Source organism: Corynebacterium minutissimum (assembly GCF_000805675.1).
Lineage (GTDB): Bacteria > Actinomycetota > Actinomycetes > Mycobacteriales > Mycobacteriaceae > Corynebacterium > Corynebacterium minutissimum.
Genome location: NZ_JSEF01000005.1, coordinates 163,059 through 178,561, shown reverse-complemented (window position 1 = coordinate 178,561; position 15,503 = coordinate 163,059). Strand labels below are relative to the sequence as shown.

The window sequence follows — 15,503 nt, the reverse complement described above, 5'->3', positions numbered from 1 at the left end:
ACCGTGCCGGAGGTTTGAGCCTGCGCCTCTGCGGCAGACTGCGGGGAAACTACCGGATGTACAAACGGCGCCACCAGCGCCACAGAGAGAGCAGCGGCAGCAATACTGGTACCACGACGGCGAGCAGCGCGATTGAAACTCTTCATATTCATGAAGAATCCTTTCATGTCATGAGAACGTTTAAACAACTGGTCAACAGCCACCCAACCCCGACTTCGCAGCCTCTTAAGAGTTTCTGAAGGCAGACTGGACTCAAGCTGAGACCCTACCCCCCCCCCGGCGCTTCCCGCAAGGGCAACTTTCGCCCGGGGTTAACGGTGTCTATGCATGTCCCAGGGCTTTTCTTGATTAGGAAATCGCAAACCCGCAGGCCACAGCGTATTCCAATGTTTATGCCGTCCAAAGATTTCTTTATGTTTGTGATTTTGTCGGCAGATTAAAAATCCCCCGTCACCACCCCTACAGAAGGGGTGTGACGGGGGTAGCGGACTCTAGCCAAAATGGCTAGTCCCGGCGTGTCCTACACCGTGTGACAGTTAGTAGGTGTAATCCTCCTCCAGCGGCACAGAAGCGCCGGTGAACTCACCGAAGCCGTCGTCGCCGTAGATGGAATCACCATAGGTCGGGATGGAGTACGCAGCATTGCGTGCGGCCTCAGTCGGCTTAACGCTGATGTTGCGGTAACGGGAAATACCGGTACCAGCCGGGATCAGCTTACCGATGATGACGTTCTCCTTCAGACCAATGAGCTGATCCGAGCGCTTGTTGATGGCGGCGTCGGTAAGCACGCGCGTGGTCTCCTGGAAGGAGGCCGCAGACAGCCAGGACTCGGTAGCCAGGGAGGCCTTGGTAATACCCATGATCTCACTGCGCAGCTGAGCCGGCTGGCCACCTTCAGCAACCTGTGCGGCGTTGACCTGCTTGGCCTCAGAGAGGTCAATGAGGTTACCCGGCAGCAGGTCGGTGGTACCAGCGTCGATGACGGTGCCGCGACGCAGCATCTGGCGGATGATGATCTCGATGTGCTTGTCGTGGATAGCCACACCCTGAGCACGGTAGACGGCCTGGACCTCGTCGATGAGGTGCTTCTCCACACCGCGGCGGCCAAGGACCTCCAGCACGTCGTGCGGGTCAGCAGCACCGCGCATGAGGCGGTCACCGGTCTCCACGTGGTCACCATCGCGCAGGGAGCGCTCAATCATGGCATCCGGGTTGGACTCCATCGGGCGGCGGACCTGAGCCAGGCCCTGGCGCTTCGATAGCTTCTCGTAGACCACGTTGTCGGAGCCATCGTCCGGGGTGATGGTCAGGGTCCAGAAGTTGCCCTCATCGGATAGGGACACGGTGCCGTCGACAGAAGCGATCGGCGCACGGTTCTTCGGGTTACGGGCCTCAAAGAGCTCCTGAACACGCGGCAGACCACCGGTAATATCGCCACCGACACCACCCTGGTGGAAGGTACGCATGGTCAGCTGGGTACCCGGCTCACCAATGGACTGTGCGGCCACGATGCCGACTGCTTCGCCGATATCGACGAGCTGGCCGGAGGCCATGGACTTGCCGTAGCACTTGGCACAGACACCAGCCGGAGTCTGGCAGGTCAGCACGGAGCGGACCTTGATTTCCAGAACGCCAGCGTTGACGATCTTGCGGCTGAGCTCCTCAGTCAGATCGGCGCCGGCCTCAGCGATGACCTCGCCGTTCTCATCCTTGACGTCGTTAGCCACGACGCGGCCGGATGCGGAGGTCTCCCACAGCTCGTGCAGGTCGTAGGAACCAGGGACAACCTCGACGCCGAGCGGGACGCGCACACCCTGACGGGTGCCACAGTCTTCCTCGCGGACGATGACATCCTGTGCCACGTCCACAAGACGACGGGTGAGGTAGCCGGAGTCGGCGGTACGCAGAGCGGTATCCGCCAGGCCCTTACGGGAACCGTGGGAGTTGTTGAAGTACTCCAGAACCGACAGGCCCTCACGGAAGGAGGTCTTAATCGGGCGGGTGATGTAGTCACCCTTGGAGTTCACAACCATGCCCTTCATACCGGCCAGGGTCCAGATCTGACGCATGTTACCGGCAGCACCGGACTTCACGATCATCGGAATCGGGTTGTCATCCGGGTACATGTTCTCGACGGCCTCACCGACGGTATCGGTAGCGTCCTTCCACAGCTCAACGAGGCGGTCGTAGCGCTCGCGCTCGGTAAGAGCACCCTGCTCCCAGTACTTGCGCTCGATGCGCTCTGCTTCCTTCTCGTAGGACTCAAGCACCTCGTGCTTGTTCGGGAGAACCAGAACGTCATCCATGGTGATGGTCACGCCAGAACGGGTAGCCCAGTAGAAGCCAGCGTCCTTCATCTTGTCCAGAACCTGGGCAACGGTGATCATCGGGTACTTCGCGGCGAGGTCATTGATGACGTCACCAAGCAGCATCTTGTTGCCGGCGCCGCCCTTACGGACCATGACGCCCTCCAGGTACGGGTAGTTCCACGGCAGCAGGTCGTTGAACATGATGCGGCCCAAGGTGGTCTCTGCCATCCAGGCCTGGCCCTTCTGCCAACCGTCCGGGAAGTGCTCGGCCTCAATATCTGCCGGCGGGCGCAGGTGCGAGATGCGCACCTTGATCGGGGCCTGCAGGCCCAGCACGCCGCGGTCGCGAGCCATGATGGCTTCCGCGTAGGAGGAGTAGACACCCTGTGCAGGCTGGTCTTCGGTAGCTTCACGGTAGCGTCCCGCGCCACCGATCTCGTCCTCGCCCTTGTCCATGGTGAGGTAGTAGAGGCCGGTCACCATATCCAGGCGCGGCATAGCCAGCGGCTTACCGGACGCCGGGGACAGAATGTTGTTGGAGGCCAGCATGAGGACGCGGGCCTCTGCCTGTGCTTCAGCGGACAGCGGCAGGTGGACTGCCATCTGGTCACCGTCGAAGTCGGCGTTGAAGGCCTCACAGGCCAGCGGGTGCAGCTGGATGGCCTTACCCTCAACAAGCTTCGGCTCGAAAGCCTGGATACCCAGGCGGTGCAGGGTCGGTGCACGGTTCAGCATCACCGGGTGCTCAGAAATGGCCTCTTCGAGGACGTCCCACACCTCAGGGCGCTGACGCTCCACCATACGCTTGGCGGACTTGATGTTCTGGGCGTAGTCATTCTCCACCAGACGCTTCATGACGAAGGGCTTGAACAGCTCCAGTGCCATGAGCTTCGGCAGACCACACTCGTGCAGCTTGAGCTGCGGACCAACGATAATCACGGAACGGCCGGAGTAGTCCACACGCTTACCCAGCAGGTTCTGGCGGAAGCGGCCCTGCTTACCCTTGAGCAGGTCAGACAGGGACTTCAGCGGGCGGTTGCCCGGGCCGGTAACCGGACGGCCGCGGCGGCCGTTGTCGAACAGCGCATCGACGGACTCCTGCAACATGCGCTTCTCGTTGTTCACGATGATCTCAGGCGCGCCGAGGTCGATCATGCGCTTGAGGCGGTTGTTGCGGTTGATGACGCGACGGTAGAGGTCATTGAGGTCGGAGGTAGCGAAGCGGCCACCGTCCAACTGCACCATCGGGCGCAGCTCCGGCGGGATGACCGGGATAGCGTCGAGCACCATGCCGGCCGGGTCGTTGCCCGAGCGCAGGAAGGCTGCGACAACCTTGAGGCGCTTAAGGGCACGCATCTTCTTCTGGCCCTTGCCGTTGTTGATGATCTCCTTGAGAACCTCAGCCTCAGCCTCGAGGTCAAAGTTGCGAATGAGGGTCTGGATAGCCTCAGCACCCATGCCGCCGGTGAAGTAATCCTCGTAGCGGTCAACCAGCTCTTCGTAGATGGTCTCATCGATGATCATCTGCTTCGGAGCCAGCTTGATGAAGGTGTTCCAGATTTCGTCGAGGCGAGCAACCTCGCGCTCACCGCGCTCGCGGATGTGCTGCATCTCCTTGTCGGCAGCGTTCTGGACCTTGCGACGCGCATCAGCCTTTGCGCCGGCGGCCTCCAGCTCGGCCAGATCCTGCTCGAGCTTGGCAGCGCGCTCAGCGATCTCTGCCTCGACGTCATCCTCCACGTCCTTCTTCTCCAGCAGCATTTCTGCTTCCAGAGTGGACTGGTCATTGTGGCGAGCTTCCTCGTCCACAGAGGTGATGATGTTGGCAGCGAAGTAGATGATGCGCTCAAGGTCCTTCGGAGCCAGGTCCAGCAGGTAGCCCAGGCGGGAAGGAACGCCCTTGAAGTACCAGATGTGGGTAACCGGCGCGGCCAGCTCGATGTGGCCCATGCGCTCACGACGCACCTTGGACTTGGTCACCTCGACGCCGCAGCGCTCACAGATGATGCCCTTGTAGCGGACACGCTTGTACTTACCGCAGGAGCACTCCCAGTCGCGGGTAGGGCCGAAGATGCGCTCGCAGAAGAGGCCGTCCTTCTCCGGCTTGAGGGTTCGGTAGTTAATGGTCTCGGGCTTCTTGACTTCGCCCTTGGACCAGCGGCGGATGTCATCGGCGGTGGCCAGACCGATACGGAGCTCGTCGAAGAGATTTACGTCAAACACGTAATGTCTCCCTTTCATCCCCCGTGGCGGGGGAAGTTGATGGCTTTTATGAGTTAGTAATTTTCTATGCCCGCCCTCCATGTGGGGCGGACCAAGCAACTAGACAGTAATTAGGCAGCTATTAGGCGATGTCAGCGTCGGAGCGCTCGTCGCGGGACAGGTTAATGCCCAGGGACGGTGCGCCATCCAACTCGTCGTCATCGGAGCCGGACAGTTCCATCGGGGTGCCATCGGTGGAGAGAACTTCCACGTTGAGGCACAGGGACTGCAGCTCCTTGAGGAGGACCTTGAAGGACTCCGGAATACCCGGATCCGGGATGTTATCGCCCTTAACGATTGCTTCGTAGACCTTGACACGGCCGACGACGTCATCGGACTTGATGGTCAGGAGCTCCTGCAGGGTGTAGGCAGCGCCGTATGCCTGCATTGCCCACACCTCCATCTCACCGAAGCGCTGGCCACCGAACTGTGCCTTACCACCCAGCGGCTGCTGGGTAATCATGGAGTACGGACCGGTGGAACGAGCGTGAATCTTCTCGTCAACCAAGTGGTGCAGCTTGAGCATGTACATGTAGCCGACGGACACCGGGTACATGTACGGCTCGCCGGAGCGGCCGTCGAAGAGGCGGGCCTTACCGTGCTCATCCACCATGACGTCACCATCGCGGTTCGGCTTGGAGGAAGCCAGTAGGCGGGAGATCTCTTCGTTGGTAGCGCCGTCGAAGACCGGGGTGGCGGTGAGGGACTCCGGCGGGACGTCGTACAGCTCTTCCGGCAGCTTCTTCAGCAGGTCGGCGTTGGCCGGATCCTCGGTATCGATCTTCCAACCAGCATGAGCCAGCCAGCCGAGGTGAACCTCGAGAACCTGGCCAATGTTCATACGACGCGGCACACCGTGGGTGTTAAGGATGATGTCGACCGGGGTGCCATCCTCCATGAACGGCATATCCTCCGGCGGCAGGATCTTGCCCACAACACCCTTGTTGCCGTGGCGGCCAGCGAGCTTATCGCCGTCCTGGATCTTGCGCTTCTGAGCCACGTAGACGCGGATCATCTCGTTGACGCCCGGGGCCAGGTCGTCGTCATCCTCGCGGGAGAAGCGGGAGACGCCGATGACCTTACCGGTCTCACCGTGCGGCACCTTCATGGAGGTATCGCGCACCTCGCGGGCCTTCTCGCCGAAGATGGCGCGCAGCAGGCGCTCCTCCGGGGTCAGCTCGGTCTCGCCCTTCGGGGTGACCTTACCTACCAGGATGTCGCCCGCGCGGACGTCGGCACCAATGCGGACGATGCCGCGCTCGTCGAGGTCACGCAGAACGTCATCGGAGACGTTCGGGATCTCGCGGGTAATCTCCTCCGGGCCCAGCTTGGTATCGCGAGCGTCAATCTCGTGCTCCTCGATGTGAATCGAGGTGAGGATGTCTTCCTCCACGATGCGCTGGTTGAGGATGATGGCGTCCTCGTAGTTGTGGCCTTCCCACGGCATGAAGGCAACCAGCAGGTTGCGGCCGAGGGACATCTCACCGTTGTGGGTACCGGGGCCGTCGGCAAGCACCTGGCCTGCCTCCACGCGGTCACCCAGGGACACCAGCGGGGTCTGGTTGTAGTTGGTGTTCTGGTTAGTGCGCTCGAACTTGCGCAGCATGTAGGTATCACGCTGGCCCTCGTCATCCATGATGGTGATGAGGTCTGCGGTGACGTTCTCCACCACGCCCGCCTTCGGGGTGATGATGAGGTCACCGGCGTCGTATGCAGCGCGCTGCTCCATACCGGTACCCACGTACGGGGCCTCGGAACGCACGAGCGGCACGGCCTGACGCTGCATGTTCGCACCCATGAGGGCACGGTTAGCATCGTCGTGCTCCAGGAACGGAATCATGGCGGTAGCCACAGACACCATCTGGCGCGGGGACACGTCAACGTAGTCGACACCGGAGGCGTCGGTCACGCCGATATCGCCGTCCTTGAGGCGGACCTCAATACGGTCAGCAGTCAGGGTGCCGTCAGCATCCTTCTCTACCTCGGCCTGGGCAATTGCGTAGCGATCCTCTTCGTCAGCGGTGAGGTACTCCACCTGGTCGGTGACCTTGCCGTCAACAACCTTGCGGTACGGGGTCTCGATGAAGCCGAAGGCGTTCACGCGAGCGTAGGACGCCAGCGAACCGATCAGACCAATGTTCGGACCCTCAGGGGTTTCAATCGGGCACATACGGCCGTAGTGCGAGGCGTGTACGTCTCGCACCTCAATGCCGGCGCGCTCACGGGACAGACCGCCCGGGCCCAGTGCGGACAGGCGGCGCTTGTGGGTCAGGCCAGACAGGGAGTTGTTCTGGTCCATGAACTGCGAGAGCTGGGAGGTACCGAAGAACTCGCGGATGGCAGCAGAAACCGGGCGAACGTTAATCAGGGAGGTCGGGGTAATCGACTCTGCATCCTGGGTGGTCATGCGCTCGCGGACGACTCGCTCCATGCGGGACAGGCCCACGCGGACCTGGTTCTGGATGAGCTCGCCCACGGTGCGGAGACGACGGTTACCGAAGTGGTCGATATCGTCGGTGTGGATGGAGATCATCTCACCGTTCGGGGCCTTCATCTCACGCTCACCTGCATGCAGGCGCACGAGGTACTCGAGGGTGACAGCAATGTCTTCCTCGGTCAGGGTCATGAGACCGTCGTGGTCACCGCCCAAGCCGAGCTTGCGGTTGACCTTGTAGCGGCCCACCTTGGCCAGGTCGTAGCGCTTAGCGCGGAAGAAGGAGTTATCCAGCAGTGCCTGCGCAAGGTCACGCGTGGGCTGCTCGCCCGGGCGCTGCTTGCGGTAGATCTCCAGGAGAGCCTCATCAGTGTTGGCCACGCCATCAGACTCGAGGGTGGACATCATCAGCTCGGAGAAGCCGAAGCGCTCCTTAATCTGCTCCTCGGTCCATCCCAGGGCCTTGAGCAGAACCGTCACCGGCTGGCGGCGCTTGCGGTCGATACGAACGCCGACGGTGTCGCGCTTATCGACGTCAAACTCGAGCCAAGCACCTCGGGAAGGAATAACCTTCACGGAGTGCAGCGGACGCTCGGTGGACTTGTCGATAGTCTGGTCGAAGTAGACACCCGGGGAACGCACGAGCTGCGAGACGATAACGCGCTCGGTGCCGTTGACGATGAAGGTGCCCTTATCGGTCATCATCGGGAAATCGCCGATGAAGACGGTCTGGGACTTAATCTCCTGGGTGTCGTTATTAATAAATTCTGCGGTGACGTACAGTGGCGCCGAGTAGTTGATGTCCTTCTCTTTGCACTCGTCCACGGTGTTCTTCACCGGCTCGAAGCGAGGCTCCGACAGGGACAGGGACATGTTGCCCGAGTAATCCTGGATCGGAGAAAGCTCCTCGAGGATATCCTCAAGGCCGCTCGTCACGCGTGCGTCGTCGCCGCGCTCTGCCTGCTCGCGTTCGCGCCACTCGGGGGTACCGATGAGCCACGCGTAAGAATCGAGTTGTAGATCAAGGAGGCCCGGCACAGCGATGGGCTCGCTGATTTTAGCGAAGGAGTATCGCTTCGGGGCTCCAGGGATGTTGGCCACTGACTTGGTCTGGCGGGAGACTGCCAAGATGGGTCCTTCCAGTACCTCTGGCGGATTGCGGCCCCACCCTGGCCGGTGAGGTGCAAAACCGCTGGTAGATTTAGCATTCGGTCTGCTGTGGAGTGACTGGGTTTAGAATGCACAAAATCACCTTGTCAAGTCGGTTTTGCCATCACCGCTCGAAAGGCTAAATGTGCACTAAAGATCCAGATTCCAGCGCAACGAAATAGCCTATAGCATAATGGCAGCCTTGTAAAGGCGAAACGCGCCCGCGGCGTGTCGCTACGTAGATCCGCACGCGCGGGCCTCTAGCGCGAGTGGCTAGCGGGAGTGGCGGCTGGTGGGACGTCGGAAAGCGCCCAGCGCCCCAAGCAACACCAGAACGGCACCGACTCCAATGCCGCCCCAGCGTACCCACTGCCCCACAGCACTGCGCGGGAAGCGCTCGGCTTGTTGGAGCAGCTCCGCGCGGGATTCCTCATCGGTAGCACCTTTAAACGCGAACTGCACCTCGCGCTCATTGCCCTCGCGGTCGGCCCAGTAGTCCCGCACATCAATGTCCATGCCTACGACGAGTCCGGTGACCTGGTCTACGTAGAGGTCCCTCGTTGCAGCGTGGAAGAGGTAGCCCTGCTCGGTGGAGCCGTCTTCATTGCTCAACGTCGTGGTCGTCGTGCCAGCATAGAGGGTAGCCACGTTGGTGGGCTCAATCTCCTGGCGGTAGTGGTAGACAGTACGGCCGTCGATGTCGAGGGACCCCTCGAAGACGGCGTCGGCCGCCTTGCGCAGAACCGGGTCAAAGACCGGGTAGGTGGTCTGCTCGGCATCAGCGGGCAGCTTTAGCCAGTAGCCTTCAACGGGGACCTCCGCCGTGGGCGAGCCCATAGTGTGGGAGAGCGCCGCGGGGCCCGTCGCCTCACCGCTGAGGCGATCAACGGGGTAATTCCACACGCGCGCAAAGCTCAAGTCCTCCACGTTGCCCGTGCCGCCACGGATGGCGGATTCACCCACCCGCAGTGTTGCCGTCTCCTTGTCCGCCGGGTCCTGAATGTCCAGGTTGAGCTGATAGGTCATCGGCCCCTCGTACTGCGTAACACCCTCAGCGGACAGCGCCTGCGCGGTGGCGCTGTCATCCTGCATCGTCCACGTCGTGTCCTTGATATCCAGCGGCAGGCGCGGGCTAAAGCTCAAGAAGCTCGACGCCGCCAGGCCGGCCGCGATCAGCGCGACGCCGAGGCCGAGCAGGAGGACGGAGAAGATGCGGGACTTGGGCAGCATGGTGGCTTATCCTACCGATTCATTTGCCCAATACACACTCGCGCTAGGGGGCGATTTGCGAGTTTACTCCGACGCGGCAGGGCAACCTCAACCCCGCCTTGAGTGCGATTGAGCGAACTCTACAAACGAGAGTCAGCTTCTTCTTTGTGATTCCACGGAACGATAGCGCTGACATCCGTGGTCTGGCGAGCTTTCCAGAGATCGTATTCCTCTTGGAGCCCGAGCCAGAACTCGGCGGAGTTCCCAAAGTAGGCCGACAAACGCAAAGCCATATCGGCACTGATACCGAGCGCGCCACGGGTAATTTTGGAGACTTGGGAGCGGGTAGTGCCAATGTCGTTGGCCAGGCGATACTGGGTAATACCGCAGGGTTTGAGGAATTCTAGGAGAAGGATTTCTCCAGGATGCGGAACGGGAACAACATCAACATGAGTGTGTGCTTCAGTGGTAGTCGATAAAGTCAACGTCAACAGCTCCTTCGGGTGTCCACTTGAATATGATGCGCCACTGCGAGTTGACGCGAATTGAGTAGTAGCCCTCAAGGTCACCCTTGAGCCGCTCCAACCGGTTTGCTGGCGGAATCCGAAGGTCCGTGACATTTACAGACCGTCCGATCATAAGCAACTTGCGGCGTACTACCGAGCGCAATTCCGATGGAATATATCGCGGCGGCACACCATCCTGATGGAACCGCTCGAGACTCCTACGTCGAAATTGCACACCCTAATAGTGTCTCTTTTTGACCCTAGTGTCAAGACCTGACTCGCAATGCTTAGAATCCGCCGGGCCACCGAGGTTCCGACAAACGAGAACAACCCCGCACCGCCTTTACGCGGAACGGGGTTGTTGGTGCGCAGCGAATGTGCTGCGCGGGAAAGCTTGAGTAATTCAGGTGAATTACTTGAGCTCGACGGAAGCGCCAGCCTCTTCGAGCTTAGCCTTAGCAGCCTCAGCGTCGTCCTTGGAAGCGCCCTCGAGGATAGCCTTCGGAGCACCCTCAACCATTTCCTTGGCTTCCTTCAGGCCCAGGCCGGAGACGATCTCGCGGACAGCCTTAATAACGCCGATCTTCTTAGCGCCAGCGTCGGTCAGAACGACGTCGAACTCGGTCTTCTCTTCCTCAGCGGCACCGCCGGCAGCCGGGGCACCAGCAGCAACGGCAGCAACCGGAGCAGCGGCCTCAACGTCGAAGACCTCCTCGAATTCCTTAACGAACTCGGAGAGCTCGATGAGGGTCATTTCCTTGAAAGCTTCAATGAGCTCGTCCTTGGTGAGCTTAGCCATGATTGGCATCCTTTCTCAGTGTTCCTGGCCACCCTAGGCGGCCAGATAAAAGTGTGTGTGTTTAAGTTGTGCGCCTTTAGTTGGCGTCTTAAGCTTCTGCAGCCTTCTTGTCCTGCAGGGCCGCAGCGGTGCGGACCATCTTGGTAGCAGGAGCGTTGAATACGGCAGCAGCCTTTGCCATAGAACCCTTCATGGCGCCAGCCAGCTTGGCGAGAGTGGTCTCGCGGTTGTCCAGCTCAGCGATGGCTGCAACCTGGTCGGCAGACAGGATGTTGCCGTCCATGTAGCCACCCTTGACGACGAATGCCTTGTTGTCATCAGCGAACTTCTTGATGACCTTAGCGGCATCCACTGCCTCGCCCTTGATGAACGCAATAGCGGTCGGGCCAGTCAGGTGCTCGTCAAGACCCTCGATGCCAGCTTCGTTGGCAGCGATCTTGAAGAGGGTGTTCTTGGCGACGGAGTACTCAACGTCAAAGCCGAGGTTGTTACGCAGCTCCTGGAGCTGACCCACGGTCAGGCCACGGTACTCGGTAAGCACGATGGAGTTAGCGCCATCGAGCTTCTCCTTCAGCTTTGCCAGGTCTGCGGTGTTCTTCGGGTTTGCCATTTTCTACTTCGCCTCCTTTCGAAACATCTCTTGTGTTTTCCGCCGGGGCCTTCCCTACTCCGCTTGCCCAATGGACAACCGAAACAACAAAAGCCCCGTGCAAGAGCACAGGGCGCGCGGCATAAGAGAATGCCGCGATTAATCGCAAAGTGTCTCCTGCGTGGGCCGTCCCCTAGGATGAGGAACCTTCGATCCGGGTATCCGGATGACCGACGGTCTTCGGTGAACTTTGACTCGACCTTTCAGGCCGTTCAAACTTCGCTAGGAACTATACAAGCCACGCTAGCCAACTCCAAATCGCGGCTCTCGGGGCTTCTTTTCCCCGTGCCACCCAACGAGAATTCCTAGTCCCTGAGCACCCCGCGCGGAACGATGACGGGGGCGTCGCTTCGCGGGTCATCCCAGATCTCGACGTCGATGCCATAGGCGGCTGCCAGCACTTCTTTCGTCAACGCCTGCCGGGGACTTTCCTGCGCGATGACCTCGCCGTTGTTCATGACCACCATGGTGTCGGAGTACTGGCCGGCCAGCATGAGATCGTGCAGCACAACGACCACCGTTTTCCCGGCGTCTGCTTGTGCACGCACAAGCTCCAACACGCTGATGGCGTGGGCTGGATCGAGGAAGGTGGTGGGTTCGTCGAGAAGCAGCACTGGCGTGTCCTGAGCCAAGGCAAGCGCGAGCCATACCCGCTGGCGTTGGCCACCCGAAAGCGCCGCGATATCCCGATCGATGAAGTCAGTAATACCAGTCTCCACGCAGGCCTGCGCGATGATGTCGCGGTCCTCCGCGGACAGGCCCCTGCCGCGGCCCAGGTGCGGGTAGCGCCCACGCGCGACGAGTTCGCCCACCCGCAGCCCGTCGGGCGCCGTCGGCTGCTGCGGAAGAAGCGCGACGCGGGCCGCGGCTTCTTTCGGGCTCATGGCGTGCACATCCAGCTCACCAATGCGGACGCTTCCCTGGCGCGGGCGAAGAATCTTAGACAAGGTCTTGAGCAACGTGGATTTTCCGCAGCCATTCGGCCCAATGAGCGTGGTGATTTCGCCCGGGCGGGCCACTAAGTCAACGCCGGACAGGATGTCTTCCCCGTCCTTATAGCCGGCATGAATACCAGTGGCCGTAATTTCTCTGTCGTTCATAAGCTTTTATCCTCTCCGCCGGGCGGCATTCCACACCAAGATGACCAGGGCGCACCCTCCGATAATGGAAGACACCGCGCCCACTGGAGCGTCCATCGGCAGCATTCCGGCAATGACAGCACACACACTCAACAAAGCGGCGCCAGCAGCGCAGGAGACCAGCGGCACAGGCGTGGGCGTCCGGGCAACCATGCGCCCCACATGCGGGGCCAGAAGCGCAATAAAGCCGATAGGCCCAGCCACGGAAACGGTCACCGCGCAAATGCCCGTAGCCGCAACCAACAGGAGAGCACGTGTGCGCGTGATGTTGACCCCCAAGGAGAGGGCCGAAAGATCATCGTGTGCCAGGAGTGGTAGCTCCCGAGCACACCACAGGCCGAGGATTACGAAAGGAGTCAGCCCCACAAGTAATGGAACAATGACCTCCATCCGCACGAAGCCCGTGGTGCCCGCCAGCCACAGCTGCGATTGCGCCGCGCGGAGGAGCTCAGCTGCGCGCAACAGATATGCCACGAGGGCTTGGAACAGAAGCGACAGCGCGATTCCGACGATGACGATACGGTTGCTCGTGCCGATTCCCCCAAGCGCCACCAGCAGAATGGCCGCTAGCATCGCGCCCAACAGGGCGAGTCCCGCCCGCCACCAGAACATGGAGAGCCCGTCGACAAGCAGCGGCCGGGAGAATACCGTTCCGAGGACCACCATGACGGACGCGCCACCAGTCACGCCAAGAATGTCGGGCGAGGCCAGCGGATTGCGCGACATTGACTGCGTCCACGACCCTGCCAAGCCGAGCGCGGCACCCACGATGAGGGTCGCTAGCGCTACCGGCATGCGCAGGTCCCAGACCACGCGGATTTCGCTTCGGCTTCCCCCGCCGTTGAGGATCTCCAGGACCCGCCCCGGACTCAAGGCCACAGGCCCCTGGCCCAAAAGGAGGACATAGGAGCTTGCTGCGACCAGAATAAAGAAGCAGGTGGCCACCCATATCCACGTCCGGCGCTGTCGTTCTTGGGAACGCAGATGCTTGGCGACGTCCCCCTTCACCCGCCCACTCATAGCGTGTGCTCCCCGCGGTGTACTGCCCAAATGAGAAATGGTGCGCCCACAAAGGCCAAGACAATGGACATCTCCAGCTCTGAGGGGCCCGCGATGAGGCGGCCTAGAATATCTGCAGCAAGTACGGAACAGCCACCGAGTAATGCGGCAGGAACAATCATTGCGGTAACTTCCGGCCCCGTGAACCGGCGCAGTAGATGAGGGATGGCAAATCCGACGAAGGCAATGGGCCCTGTCGCCGCAGTAGCGCATCCCGCTAAGACAACGATGCTCACGGCAGCGCCGCGCCGCGTTAGCGAGGGCGAGCCACCCAAGGCAACCGAGGATTCCTCCCCCATTGCCAAAAGATCGAGCGGGCGTGCCACACGTGCGGCAATGATAAGCCCGACGAGCAATCCGATACCCGCGATGGCGACATCTTCAGGGCCACGCCCAAACGTGGAGCCGATGGTCCACCGACGCATACTGTCGAGGACATCCGTGGAGTACAGGCCGATCAGCATGGCGCCTGAGCTCAAAGCAGCAGCGACCCCTGCGCCGACTAAGACCAGCGTCAAGGGATCCTGAAACCTGCGGGACACACCCAGCACCAATGTTGTGGCCACGCCGGCACCTAGGAGGGCCAGGGCAGTCCGCATCCCGGTTGAGGTGGCGATTCCTACTGCTGTCCCGAGGGCAACAAGGAAGGAGGCACCCGCAGTGATACCGATGAAGCCCGGATCGGCCAAGGGGTTTCTAGTCCAAGACTGTGCGATAACACCGGATACCGCGATGGCCGCTCCCGCGAAGTAGGCCAAGAACGTGCGTGGGATGCGCAGATCCCACACGATGCTCTCGATATCTGCTTCGCCCCTGTGAAGGAGGGCAACAAACAAATCAGACAACGGGATAGCCCTAGAGCCCACCACCAGCGAGCACAGGAAAAGGAGAAGGGTCGACACAACCAGTGCCGTGGTGAGCAGTGCGAGGCTTCTCCCCCGCGAGTCCAGTGCGGCTGCCTTGCCTCCGCGTTGCGTCCCCGCAACGCCGTGGATAGCGCCAGCCTTCCTCGATAGTGCAAGCACTTATAGTTTCTCTTCGAATTTGTCGACGGCCCACGGAATAGTCAGCGGGTTCGGCATGCTCATCGCATTGCCAGTGTCGGTGTCTAGGTAACGAACGCGACCGTCCTTGGCCACGTCTAGGCCTTGGAACGTGGAATCCTTCTTCAGTTCATCGGCCGCACCGTTGTAATCCACAACGAACAGGTAGTCCACGTTGTTGAGCTGGGAGTAGTTTTCCGGTGCATAGTCCACGAAGAAGCTGGAGCCATCACCCTGCAGCTCCTGCGGGATCTCAAAGCCGAGGTCTTCAATGAACTGGCCACGGCCGTCTTCTGCCGTGTAGAGGCCCAGCTTCCCGCCATAGGGCATGAGGATGGCTGCTCGCTTGCCCTGCAGCTCCGGGTGGGAGTCCTTGAACTGCTCAAAGGCGCCCTCTGCTTGGTCAATGAGCTTCTCCCCCTCCTCTTCCTTATCCACGGCAGAGGCGATGGTCTTAACTTGCTCATCCCAGGGGATCTGCCAGTCCTCGAAACCTTCGGGCTTCACGGTCAGCGGAGCGATATCCTCGAGGGATTTCTTTGCCTCCTGGTCCACTGCCTGGTTCACGGCAATGATCTGTGTGGGGTCCGAGGCAGTGACCTGCTCTAGAACCTCAGCCGTGAAACCGGAGGCGGTGTTGTAGATCACCTCGGGCTGGGCATCTCCCAAAAGCTCCTTCGCCCATGGGCCAACTCCGGAGGGATCACCATCCCCTTTCGCACCCCAGGGGGCCACAGCAACGGGAGTGAGTCCGAGTGCCAGCACGGTATCGGCATCTCCCAGCCCAAGGCTTGCAACCCTGGGCTCGTCTGCGCCGGCCACGCCCGCGCTGTCATCGCCGCTTCCACGTGAGCAGCCCGTCAGACCAATCGCTACCGCCGAGACAATCGCAAGCACGGCTTTCGCGCGCCGGTTGATGGCAATCATAGAATAAACCTTTCCTTC

Annotated in this window: 10 protein-coding genes and 1 pseudogene; all 11 read right to left on the bottom strand. The window is 60.8% G+C overall.

Annotation, left to right across the window (positions count from 1 at the left end; genetic code table 11):
• Nucleotides 1-536 precede the first annotated feature (536 nt).
• Nucleotides 537-4,532: a DNA-directed RNA polymerase subunit beta' gene (locus tag NX84_RS03030; protein ID WP_039673595.1), complete on the bottom strand. Its 3,996-nt coding sequence runs from the start codon at nt 4,530-4,532 to the stop codon at nt 537-539.
• Nucleotides 4,533-4,653: 121 nt separating this feature from the next.
• Complete coding sequence (rpoB, locus tag NX84_RS03025; RefSeq protein ID WP_039673593.1) at nt 4,654-8,133, bottom strand: DNA-directed RNA polymerase subunit beta; 3,480 nt, start codon at nt 8,131-8,133, stop codon at nt 4,654-4,656.
• A gap of 294 nt (nt 8,134-8,427) precedes the next feature.
• A complete protein-coding gene (gene pgfA, locus NX84_RS03020) occupies nt 8,428-9,384 on the bottom strand; it encodes a cell envelope lipid trafficking protein PgfA (protein ID WP_039673591.1) in 957 nt (318 codons plus the stop codon).
• Between the two features lie 119 nt (nt 9,385-9,503).
• Complete coding sequence (locus NX84_RS03015; RefSeq protein ID WP_306302912.1) at nt 9,504-9,848, bottom strand: HigA family addiction module antitoxin; 345 nt, start codon at nt 9,846-9,848, stop codon at nt 9,504-9,506.
• Entirely contained in the window at nt 9,826-10,059 is a 234-nt protein-coding gene (locus NX84_RS12485; RefSeq protein WP_231913979.1) for a type II toxin-antitoxin system RelE/ParE family toxin, read from the bottom strand. Before NX84_RS12485 ends, NX84_RS03015 begins: the two co-directional genes overlap by 23 nt.
• 222 nt (nt 10,060-10,281) lie before the next feature.
• Nucleotides 10,282-10,668 carry a 50S ribosomal protein L7/L12 gene (gene rplL, locus NX84_RS03010; RefSeq protein WP_039673587.1) on the bottom strand — a complete coding sequence of 129 codons (387 nt, stop codon included), beginning with the start codon at nt 10,666-10,668 and terminating at the stop codon, nt 10,282-10,284.
• 88 nt (nt 10,669-10,756) lie between these two features.
• Nucleotides 10,757-11,278: a 50S ribosomal protein L10 gene (gene rplJ, locus NX84_RS03005; protein WP_039673585.1), complete on the bottom strand. Its 522-nt coding sequence runs from the start codon at nt 11,276-11,278 to the stop codon at nt 10,757-10,759.
• Nucleotides 11,279-11,622: 344 nt separating this feature from the next.
• Nucleotides 11,623-12,339: pseudogene (locus NX84_RS03000) on the bottom strand (ABC transporter ATP-binding protein); the annotation flags it as partial.
• 84 nt (nt 12,340-12,423) lie between these two features.
• The gene (locus NX84_RS02995; protein ID WP_039673581.1) at nt 12,424-13,476 is read right to left on the bottom strand and encodes a FecCD family ABC transporter permease; all 1,053 of its coding nucleotides are present in this window, start codon (nt 13,474-13,476) and stop codon (nt 12,424-12,426) included.
• Complete coding sequence (locus NX84_RS02990; protein ID WP_082013889.1) at nt 13,473-14,540, bottom strand: FecCD family ABC transporter permease; 1,068 nt, start codon at nt 14,538-14,540, stop codon at nt 13,473-13,475. The genes NX84_RS02995 and NX84_RS02990 overlap by 4 nt, the downstream gene beginning before the upstream one ends.
• The gene (locus tag NX84_RS02985) at nt 14,541-15,485 is read right to left on the bottom strand and encodes an ABC transporter substrate-binding protein (RefSeq protein WP_039673579.1); all 945 of its coding nucleotides are present in this window, start codon (nt 15,483-15,485) and stop codon (nt 14,541-14,543) included. It abuts the gene before it with no gap.
• Nucleotides 15,486-15,503: the final 18 nt, after the last annotated feature.